The 8,612-nt window shown below is 71.6% G+C and carries 12 protein-coding genes; 8 read left to right on the top strand and 4 right to left on the bottom strand.

Going from position 1 to position 8,612, the window contains the following annotated elements; genetic code table 11:
• Positions 1-371: 371 nt before the first annotated feature.
• A complete protein-coding gene (locus N5096_RS05075) occupies positions 372-1,310 on the bottom strand; it encodes a cell division protein CdpA domain-containing protein (protein WP_267663241.1) in 939 nt (312 codons plus the stop codon).
• A gap of 133 nt (positions 1,311-1,443) precedes the next feature.
• On the opposite strand from N5096_RS05075, the gene N5096_RS05070 reads away from it, so the two are divergent.
• From N5096_RS05070 to N5096_RS05050, 5 genes are read left to right on the top strand one after another with little or no spacing between them, the layout of a single operon-like run.
• Positions 1,444-1,623 carry a zf-TFIIB domain-containing protein gene (locus N5096_RS05070; RefSeq protein WP_267663240.1) on the top strand — a complete coding sequence of 60 codons (180 nt, stop codon included), beginning with the start codon at positions 1,444-1,446 and terminating at the stop codon, positions 1,621-1,623.
• A 2-nt stretch (positions 1,624-1,625) separates the two neighbouring features.
• Positions 1,626-2,438 carry a hypothetical protein gene (locus tag N5096_RS05065; RefSeq protein WP_267663239.1) on the top strand — a complete coding sequence of 271 codons (813 nt, stop codon included), beginning with the start codon at positions 1,626-1,628 and terminating at the stop codon, positions 2,436-2,438.
• 6 nt (positions 2,439-2,444) lie between these two features.
• Positions 2,445-2,771, top strand: coding sequence for a hypothetical protein (locus N5096_RS05060; RefSeq protein ID WP_267663238.1), 327 nt, complete (start codon positions 2,445-2,447; stop codon positions 2,769-2,771).
• Positions 2,772-2,829: 58 nt separating this feature from the next.
• Positions 2,830-3,390: a nucleoside deaminase gene (locus N5096_RS05055; RefSeq protein ID WP_267663237.1), complete on the top strand. Its 561-nt coding sequence runs from the start codon at positions 2,830-2,832 to the stop codon at positions 3,388-3,390.
• A gap of 42 nt (positions 3,391-3,432) precedes the next feature.
• Entirely contained in the window at positions 3,433-4,422 is a 990-nt protein-coding gene (locus N5096_RS05050; RefSeq protein WP_267663236.1) for a carbohydrate kinase family protein, read from the top strand.
• A 15-nt stretch (positions 4,423-4,437) separates the two neighbouring features.
• Here the strand turns inward: N5096_RS05050 and N5096_RS05045 are convergent, their stop codons facing one another.
• Positions 4,438-5,265, bottom strand: a complete 828-nt coding sequence (locus N5096_RS05045; RefSeq protein ID WP_267663235.1) for a BtpA/SgcQ family protein — start codon at positions 5,263-5,265, stop codon at positions 4,438-4,440.
• A gap of 82 nt (positions 5,266-5,347) precedes the next feature.
• Here N5096_RS05045 and N5096_RS05040 point away from each other — a divergent pair, with 82 nt between their 5' ends.
• The 3 genes from N5096_RS05040 (at position 5,348) to N5096_RS05030 (ending at position 7,000) form a co-directional block, all read left to right on the top strand.
• Positions 5,348-5,797 carry a DUF7124 domain-containing protein gene (locus N5096_RS05040; RefSeq protein WP_267663234.1) on the top strand — a complete coding sequence of 150 codons (450 nt, stop codon included), beginning with the start codon at positions 5,348-5,350 and terminating at the stop codon, positions 5,795-5,797.
• Between the two features lie 275 nt (positions 5,798-6,072).
• Positions 6,073-6,423, top strand: coding sequence for a 4a-hydroxytetrahydrobiopterin dehydratase (locus tag N5096_RS05035; RefSeq protein WP_267663233.1), 351 nt, complete (start codon positions 6,073-6,075; stop codon positions 6,421-6,423).
• Between the two features lie 94 nt (positions 6,424-6,517).
• A complete protein-coding gene (locus tag N5096_RS05030) occupies positions 6,518-7,000 on the top strand; it encodes a hypothetical protein (protein WP_267663232.1) in 483 nt (160 codons plus the stop codon).
• 56 nt (positions 7,001-7,056) lie between these two features.
• Here N5096_RS05030 and N5096_RS05025 read toward each other — a convergent pair whose 3' ends face one another.
• Together N5096_RS05025 and N5096_RS05020 are read right to left on the bottom strand one after the other, a co-directional pair.
• Complete coding sequence (locus N5096_RS05025; protein ID WP_267663231.1) at positions 7,057-7,965, bottom strand: ATPase; 909 nt, start codon at positions 7,963-7,965, stop codon at positions 7,057-7,059.
• A complete protein-coding gene (locus tag N5096_RS05020; RefSeq protein WP_267663230.1) occupies positions 7,962-8,321 on the bottom strand; it encodes a DUF5827 family protein in 360 nt (119 codons plus the stop codon). Before N5096_RS05020 ends, N5096_RS05025 begins: the two co-directional genes overlap by 4 nt.
• Positions 8,322-8,612 lie beyond the last annotated feature (291 nt).

Here is an 8,612-nt window from a genome sequence, read left to right as displayed (position 1 = left end):
GAGGGAGTCAGTCGTCCGGAGCGACGCGGAGGACGACTGACAGGGCGAGAGCGAAGCTCTCGCTTGCAACCGGCGCGTAGCGCCGGTGACGAGGCTGGGGCTTTGGAGGGGTTCGTCGCGGAATCACCGGCGGCGATTTATAAGCGAGCGGCTGGGGCTTTGGGGATGTTCTCCCCCGATCCATCACCAATCCGTTATAACTAACCGGCTGAGGAGTCGGAGGCAGTCACCGCGACAGCAACGGATTATAAGTGAGGGAGACGGTATTCAGCGAAACCAACCGCGTCACCATCGAATACACACGAGTCCGGGAGACATCGAGGGCAACGGCCCGCTTCGACGCCCGCCGTAAGATCGAAACCGTATCGCGCTCAGCCGAACAGTCCCTTGATCCGCTCGACGACCGACCCGTCCTCGTCGTCCGCCTCGGCCTCCCGTCGCTGTTGCTCCCGGAGCTCCCGGAGCTTCGCGGCCTGGTCGTCGGTCCCAGAGCCGCTCGCGGTCTTCTTCTCGCCGCCCTGGAGCCCCTGCAGCTCCGAGACCGCGTCGTTGACCGTCCCGGAGGTCGTCCGGGTCTCCGTGGCCGACCCGGAGAGCTTCTCGCGGTCGACGTCGACGTCGTCGACCGCGCTCGTGTCCAGCTCCAGGCGGCGCGTCTCGCTGCGTTCGACGCCGCCCCACGTCAGCTCCGCGTCCCCCAGCTCGCGCTCGATGTCGGCCCGGACCTCGGCGTCCGTGACCGCCTCGCCGTCGCCGCCCGCGCCGGAGCCGGCGTCGCCTTCGGTGCCGCCCCCGGCCGCGCCGCTTCCGGTCGTAGCGCCCGCCGCGGCGCCCGTCGCACGCTCGACGCGGTGCGCGACCAGCGCGCCGCCGGTCGCGGCGATGACGGCGACGAGCCCGAGGGTGTACACCGCGACCACCTGCGCGCTGTAGTCGGTCGCGGTGGAGACGTTCCAGTTGTACGGGTACGCCCAGGTGAACAGCCCGACGGCGACGAGCGTGACCGCGGTGCCGGCGCCGGCGAGGTACAGCATCCGCCGGTCCACGGGGAGCAGCACGACGACACCGAACAGGAGGGCGGGCAGCCCGACTGCGGCGGCGACGGCGGCGACCTCCCGGACCGCGTACGTCGACAGCGCCTCGGGCGGGAGCGTCGCGCTGTAGAAGAAGACCGCGACGCCGACGAGCCCGAGCCCGATTCCGGCGAAGAAGAGCCCGAACCCCGCGTACACGTCGATCGCTCGGTCAGGGTCGCCGACGTAGCGGCGGTAGTACCCAAGCAGGCGGTTCTCCGTGTTCGACTCGCTCATACCGGACGGTCGCCGCCGACTCTAATGATTGTTGCCCCGCAGCGCCGGCGCTCTCGTCGCGGGGGCCGCGACCACGTCCCGTTTCACCCCCTGTCCTTTTGAGGGCTCGCGTCAATCCTTCAGGTGATAGCCCGTGTCACTCGAGTGCCCTCGCTGCGGGACGACCCTGTCGACGTTCGCGCTCGGCGGGGCGACGGCGGTCACCTGCGACGACTGCGGCTACGCCGGCGTCCAGGCCGACCACTCGGGCGAGCCGCGGCTCGTCGAGAGCTGGGAGGAGGCGTTCGCGCGCTTCCAGGAGGAACACGACTGACCATGCCGACCATCGAGATCAGCGACGACCACCGGGACCGTATCGAGGCGCTCCGCGAGGAACTGACGGCGGCCCACGCCGGCGCGTACGCGTCCGTCGACGCCGAGGACGCGCTCGCGTACCTCCTCGATGTCGCCGACGCCGTCGACGACCCGGAGCGCGCCGCGGACCCGTCCGCGCTCGGCGGCGACGAGGGCGGAAGCCCCACGGCCGCGAACTCGGCGGACGACGACCACCACCCGCCCTTCGACCGCGACGACGCCCGCGACCGGCTCGAGTCGCGCCCGCGACGCCACGGCGACCCGGACGCCGCCGACGAGATGGACCTGTACGAGATGGCGGCCGCGTTCGACGTGACCGGGCGCAGCGACATGACGAAGGCCGAGCTGGTCGACGCGGTCCTCGACGCGGCCGAGTCGCTGTCGACGGACCCGTTCTCGTGGGCCGGTGTCGACCTCGGAATCGGCGGCGCCGACGCCGACCGTGACGAGGCGGCCGACGCGGCCGACGCTGACGAAGCCGAACCGGACGCCCCGGACGGGAACGGGACCGCGGACTCGCCGGACGACGAGACGACCGCCGAAGACGACGAGACGACCGCCGAAGACGACGAGACGACCGCCGAAGACGACGAGACGGCGACCGACGCCGGCGCCAGCCAGCTCGACGCGATGATGAGCCTCCTCGACACCCACGACGACAAGTGGCGCGAGGCGGACGGCGACGCGCGGTACGAGGTCGAACTGCCCGACGGCGACGTCGAGACGGCGCGCACGAAAGACGACGTGCGCGCGCTGCTGTTCAAGAACTACTGACCACCCATGGGACTGCTGTCGAGACTGCGCACCTGGATCTTCGGGGCGACCGGCGACGACGAGAGCGCGGGCCCGCCGACCGACGCCGAAGGGGACACGGAGGCCGACACCGCCGGGAGCGACGAGGAGCCGACCGGGCTCGACCCGGGCGCGGCGACCGAGACCCGGACCGCGGCGACCGACGACGCCGTCGACGCGCTCCGCGACGTGCGGCGGTCACAGGAGGCCTCGCCGGCCGACGCGGGCGCCGAGGGACCGGACCGACCGGGCGAGCCGGACGAACCCGCCGACCGCGCCTCGGGCGACGTCGGCGACGACCGAGACGCGTCCTGACCGACCCGACTCCGTCCGTCCAACGAACTGTTAGGTGCCCACGGACGAACACGTCCGTATGACCGAGTCGAACGAGCGCGGGGGGAACGCCGAGAGCGACACCGCCGACGCCGACCACACCCTCGACGGCGATCACGCCGACGACGTCCCGTCCGACCGCGAGCTGGTCGATCGGACCATCGAGCTCGCGGAGGAGGCGGTGGAACGCGGGAACACCCCGTTCGGAGCGCTCCTCATTCTCGACGGGGAGATCGTCGCCGAGGCGCGCAACGAAACACGGACCGAAGGCGACCTCGCGGCGCACCCGGAGATGACGCTCGCGCGGTGGGCCGGCCGGGAGCTCGACGCCGACGAGCGGGCGCGCTGCGCCATGTACGCCAGCACCGAGCCGTGTCCGATGTGCGCGACCGGGGTCCACTACGCCGGGCTCGACCGGGTCGTCTTCGGCGTCGACGGCGAGACGCTGGACGGCCTCACCGGCGACGTCGTCACGGTGCCCTGCGAGGAGGTGATCCGCCGCGCCGACGGCGAGACGACCGTCGCGGGCCCGATCGCGACCGAGGCCGCCATGGCGCTTCACGAGTCGTTCTACGGGGACGGGTCCGCGGGGGAGTCGTAGCGTGTCGGGTCCCGGACCGGGGAGCCGGTACCGGCCGTCCACATGAGCGAGACCCCCTCGATCGTCGCGGTCGGCGCCGCGGCGATAGACGAGTGGTACGCCGTCAGCAACCTCCCGGAGCCGGACGGCGGCGCGTTCGCGGGCGAGGTGACGAGCGCGTTCGGCGGCGTGGGCGCGAACGTCGCCGTCGCGCTCGACCGCCTCGGCCGCGACGTCGGGCTCGTCAGCCGCGTCGGCGACGACGAGTACGGCCGCCGCGCCCGCGGGTACCTCGCCGAGACCGACGTGGACGCCTCGCGCGTGACGGTCGGCGACGACCCGTCGACCCGATCGCTCGTCTTGAGCGCGCCCGACGGCGAGCGCGCGATCGTCACGACCGGCGAGAGCTTCCGCGAGCTCCGGCTCGCGACTCCCGACCGCGAGGCGATCGCCGCGGCTGACGCCGTTTTCCTCACCGGCTACACTCCGGACGCGGTCTCCCGCGCGGTGCTGGACGTCGTCGAGACCGTTCCAGACCCGCCCGCGCTCGTCTTCGACCTCTCCGGGCCGGTCGAGGAACTCGTCGGCCGCGGCACCGAGCCGGCGACCGTCCACTGGCTCCTCCATCGCACCGACCTGTTCGTCGCCGGCGACGTTGCCGCCGCGGCCTACTTCGGCGGCGAGGCGGCCGCGGTCGAGCGGGTCGCCGCCGCACAGGAGGCACGGTCCGGCCCAACCGAGGGCTGGCCGCGCGCGGTCCTCACGCACGGCGCCGACGGCATGACGGTCGTGGCCGACGGCGAATCGCGCGGGTTCGAGGCCTTCGACGTCGGCGTGGTCGACGCGACCGGCGCGGGCGACGCGTTCGTCGCCGGCCTGATCGACCGGTGGGTCGGCGACGGGAGCGACCCGACAGTCACCGGAGGCGACGCGCTCGCCCGGGGCGTCCGCTTCGCGGCCGCGGTCGCCGCGATCAACTGCACGGAACGGTTCGCGCAGGGCGGACTCCCGACCCGCGAGGAGGCGGAGCGGTTCCTCGCGGCCCGGGAGTGAGGACCGGGGTCGAACTCACCGCGCCTCGTCCGCCCGCGCGACGAGTTCGGCCACCCGCTCCGGCTCGACCGAGGCGGTGGTCTCGCCGCCCTCCTTGAGCGCCGTGCCAACGACGACGCCGTCCGCGACGGACAGCGCGTTGCCGACCGTCTCGGCGCGGACCCCGCTCCCGACGAGGACCGGGGTGTCGAGGCCGTGGGCGTCGCGCTCGGCGACGATTGCCTCCAGCGCCTCCGGGTCGGTCGCCTCGCCGGTCCCCCGTCCCGAGGCGATCACGGCGTCCGCGAGCCCGCGCTCGGCGGTGTCGGCGAACGACTCCGCGGTGTACCCCTCCGCCGCGATCGGCGCGGAGTGTTTCACCTCGGTGTCGGCGAAGATCCCGACGTCGACGCCGAGCGCCTCTCGAAGCCGGAGCGTCTCGTGGGCCGTCCCTTGGACGATTCCCTGGTCCGTGACGCGGGCGCCGGTGTGGACGTTCACCCGGACGTAGTCGGCGTCGACCGCGGCCGCCACGGAGAGGGCCGCCTCGGCGTCGTTCCGGAGGACGTTGACCCCGAGCGGGAGGGCCGTCTCCCCGGCGACCGCGGTCGCGGCGCGGGTGACTGCCGCGACGACGTGTTTCGGCGCGTCGTCGGGGTAGAACGGGGCGTCGCCGAAGTTCTCGACCATGATCCCGTCGACACCGCCGCGGTCGAGCGCGCGGGCGTCGGCCGTGGCGCGGTCGAGCGCGTCGCGCATCGCGCGGGTGCCGTCGGCCGGCGCCCGCGGCGCGCCCGGGAGGGGCGGGAGGTGTACCATGCCGATCACCGGGGCGTCCGTGCCGAAGGTGGCCTCGAACTCCATGTCACCGCTTGGAACACCCGCGCCCCTCATAAGCCTCCCCACACGGTTTAGTCGGCGGCGGGCGAATCCCCGAGGCGGACCCATGAGCCTCGACGTCGACGACGACCCCGCGACCCGGAGCGGCGAGCTGACGCTCGTCCTCTCGCTCGGCGCGGCGCGGCGGCTCGCCGACCCCGAAGCCGCCTTCGCCGAGGCCCGGCAGTGGAGCCGATACGTCGGAATCGTCGCCAACGACGCCGACGCCGTCGAGCGGTTCGCCCGCGAGCGCGGCGTCGGGAACGACTACGCGCTCCGCAACTGGGACAAGTGGGGGACGCTCGGCGACGTCCGCGACGAGGCCGACACGCCGCGACACGTGTTCGTCGGCACCTCCTCCTCGGACCGCCGGGTCGCGACCCACGTCGGCTTCGAGTACCGGCCGATCCGCGAGGCGGCCGAGAGGGCCGACTGGGAGCTCGGCGAGCCCGGACCCGCCGACGGCTCCGGGCTCGTTGCCCGCATCAGAAGCGCGGTGAGCGACCGGCTGGGGTGAGCACCGATCCGGGTCGGCCCGTCGTCTCGACTACTTATAAATAAACCGCGGTGGCGCCGACGGCGCCACCGACGGGGCGAGAGCGAAGTTCTCACTTGCAGCCGGATGGAGTCCGGCGACGAGGCTGGGGGGGCGTTCACCGTCGGTCCGTTGCCGGTCATTTATAAGCGACTGACGGAGCCACCGGAAGCGGTCGCGCCACCGGAACCCGCGACCCGGACAGATACTCCATCCGGCACCGAAGGTACAAGCCGCTCGTCGCCCAACAGCAGTGTATGCCATCATCGCTCGCGGACGAGCCGGTCGAACACGCGGAGGAGGGAGAAGAGCCGCTGACCGACGACGAGTACGCCGAGTACCTCGCCGAGCTGGGGGATGCGTGGGAGGTCGTCGACGACCACCACCTGGAGGCGTCCTACGAGTTCGAGGACTTCGCGGCCGCGCTGGCGTTCACGAACGACGTCGGCGAGCTCGCCGAGGAGGAGTGGCACCACCCGGACATCCACCTGTCGTGGGGCGAGGTCGGCGTCGAGATGTGGAGCCACGACATCGACGGGCTCCACGAGTCCGACTTCGTGATGGCCGCGCGCATGGACCAGAGCTACGCCGAGTACGGCGACGACTGAGGCCCGCCCTCCCGGAATCCGAGCCCCGTCGATCCCGGACGGGACCGACGCGGCAACGGACGGCTTTAAAACCCTCCCGGAGAAATTAGAGCCAATGAGTGCGAACGTCTTCTTGGTCCCGATCGACCCGGAGAACTTCGACCGAACGGTCCAGTCCGCGGTCGATCTCACCGAGTACGACGACCGACCGGACCCGGTGGCCGACCTCGACGAGGCGCGCCTGTGGGCCGTCGACGACGAGACCGGCAACGGCTCCACCTTCGAGCGGATGGAGGAGGGCGACCTTCTGCTGTTCTACCACGACGGCGAGTACCTCGCCACCGGGCGGGTCGGGACGACCTTCGAGGACGAGGACCGTTGGGCCTCCGGCACGTTCTGGACCGCGTTCCCGACGACCCGCGTGTACACGGTCACCGACTTCGCGGCCGTCTCCGCGCCGAAGCGCGCGGTCAACGCCATCTTCGACTACTCCGCCTCCTACACCCCCGGCTTCATGCGCGTCGCCGACTCGCGGGTGAACACCGACCTCTCCTCGATCGAGTCGGCGATCGACCACTACACGAAGCGGAACGCCTGACCCCGCTGCCGCCTTTTCAGTAGCCGTGAAGCGGCTTTGCTCCCTCTCCGGAGGCGTCAGACCGCCTCGAACAGCGCCTCGTACGCCGCCCCGTAGCGCTCCGCGACCCGTTGCGGATCGCCGCGCTCCTCACCGCCGAGCGCCGGCAGGCCGACCGTCGCCACCGGTTCGATCATGTCGGTCACGGTCTCCGTGTGCTCCTCCATCGTCCCCTCGCGGGGACTCCCGGAGGCGACCGCGCGGGCCCTCGCGTATCGGTCGCCGGCGTAGATCCGGGCGCGACCGGGGTCGACGACGGCGACCGCGTCGGGCGCAACCGGCCCGTCCCGCGAGAGCGGGCCGGCCACGTCCGCGTACGACTCGACGACGACGGGGACCGCCGTCGCCGCGATCCGCTCCGCGAGCCGGTCGAACGCCGGGAGGTAGTCGGTGGCCATCACGTCGTTGAACGCCGCCACGTCGCTCACGCGGGTTGCGTTCGCGAGCGCCAGCCGCTCGCCGAGTCCCTCGGGGAGGAGCCCCGCCTCCTCGGCCGCCCCGTTGACGACGAACCGGGCGGCGTCCGCGCCGGTGACGCGGTCGCAGAGGAAGGTTCGGTCCGCGTCGCCAAGCATCCCGGTCCGGCCGGGCGTCGGCCGCCAGAGCCGGTGGACGGGGTTGATCGCCTCGGGCGCGATCGCCTCGGGACGACGTTCCCCGCCGACCGCGGCGAGCGGTCGCGTGCTCGCGGCCGCGAGCCGGCGCGCGTCCTTCCCGTAGAGGCGCCCGCCGTCGGTCGCGATCCGGTAGTCGTCGTGGTCGAACCAGTAGTCGTTGCCGGCCCGGGGCTTGACGCCGACCGCGTCGCCGAGCCGGTCGGCGAGGTGCGCCACGAGCCCCGTCGAGAACGTCGTCTTCCCGGCGTCGACGCGGGCGCCGCCCGCGACGAGCAGGACCGGCGCGTCGTCGGGTCGGCTCCCGCTCACGCGTTCCCGCCGCTTGCGTCGGCGTCCGCGTCACCCTCGGCGCCGTCGCTCCCGGCGCTCTCCTCGCTCGCGTCTCTCTCGTCGACCGCGTGCTCGGCGACCCCGTAGTAGCCGGGGCCGTCCTCCTCCAGCGGCTCCGCGATGACGATGTCCTCGGCGTGGGCCATCACCCACGGGATCGCCCAGTCGATCAGGACCGCCTCGGTGTCGGGGTCGACCTGGGCGCCCGGCTCTAACCCCTGCAGCAGCCGGGCGATCTCGGGGACGGTGTACATCAGGTCCGGCTCGAACAGCTCCGCCGGCTCGTAGAACTCGCACGGGTAGGTCGCGTCGAACGTCGACTTCGGCTCGGGCATATCGTATTACATGATCCGCCATGACATCAATTGTAAGATCTATTCCACAATGGAACTCACAAAAACTATAATTAAGCGTGGTGGCAATGATTTGATGTGAGGTACACATACACCCCATACGAGTTCGCTGAATTCCAGCAAGAAGTTGCCAACCGGGCCGATGCTAATAGACTGAACGCTCTTGTGTAGCACATTGTTGATTTCAGAGAGTAGCTTTGACAGTGCCTTGTTTTGCCGCCTAGTGACGACGGTCTGGGACGCTCTTACTGTAATATTCCGCCAGATTAACCC

The sequence above is a fragment of the Halorubrum yunnanense genome (assembly GCF_026586675.1).
GTDB lineage: Archaea > Halobacteriota > Halobacteria > Halobacteriales > Haloferacaceae > Halorubrum > Halorubrum yunnanense.
The sequence above is the reverse complement of the archived record's forward strand: the minus strand, read 5'-3'. Positions and strand labels throughout refer to the sequence as shown.

Excerpts from the sequence above, each read along its gene's own strand:
- N5096_RS05075 (WP_267663241.1), bottom strand. The coding sequence starts at position 1,310 with ATGAGCGAGTCGAACACGGAGAACCGCCTGCTTGGGTACTACCGCCGC.
- N5096_RS05065 (WP_267663239.1), top strand. The coding sequence starts at position 1,626 with ATGCCGACCATCGAGATCAGCGACGACCACCGGGACCGTATCGAGGCG.
- N5096_RS05060 (WP_267663238.1), top strand. The coding sequence starts at position 2,445 with ATGGGACTGCTGTCGAGACTGCGCACCTGGATCTTCGGGGCGACCGGC.
- N5096_RS05055 (WP_267663237.1), top strand. The coding sequence starts at position 2,830 with ATGACCGAGTCGAACGAGCGCGGGGGGAACGCCGAGAGCGACACCGCC.
- N5096_RS05050 (WP_267663236.1), top strand. The coding sequence starts at position 3,433 with ATGAGCGAGACCCCCTCGATCGTCGCGGTCGGCGCCGCGGCGATAGAC.
- N5096_RS05045 (WP_267663235.1), bottom strand. The coding sequence starts at position 5,265 with ATGGAGTTCGAGGCCACCTTCGGCACGGACGCCCCGGTGATCGGCATG.
- N5096_RS05040 (WP_267663234.1), top strand. The coding sequence starts at position 5,348 with ATGAGCCTCGACGTCGACGACGACCCCGCGACCCGGAGCGGCGAGCTG.
- N5096_RS05035 (WP_267663233.1), top strand. The coding sequence starts at position 6,073 with ATGCCATCATCGCTCGCGGACGAGCCGGTCGAACACGCGGAGGAGGGA.
- N5096_RS05030 (WP_267663232.1), top strand. The coding sequence starts at position 6,518 with ATGAGTGCGAACGTCTTCTTGGTCCCGATCGACCCGGAGAACTTCGAC.
- N5096_RS05020 (WP_267663230.1), bottom strand. The coding sequence starts at position 8,321 with ATGCCCGAGCCGAAGTCGACGTTCGACGCGACCTACCCGTGCGAGTTC.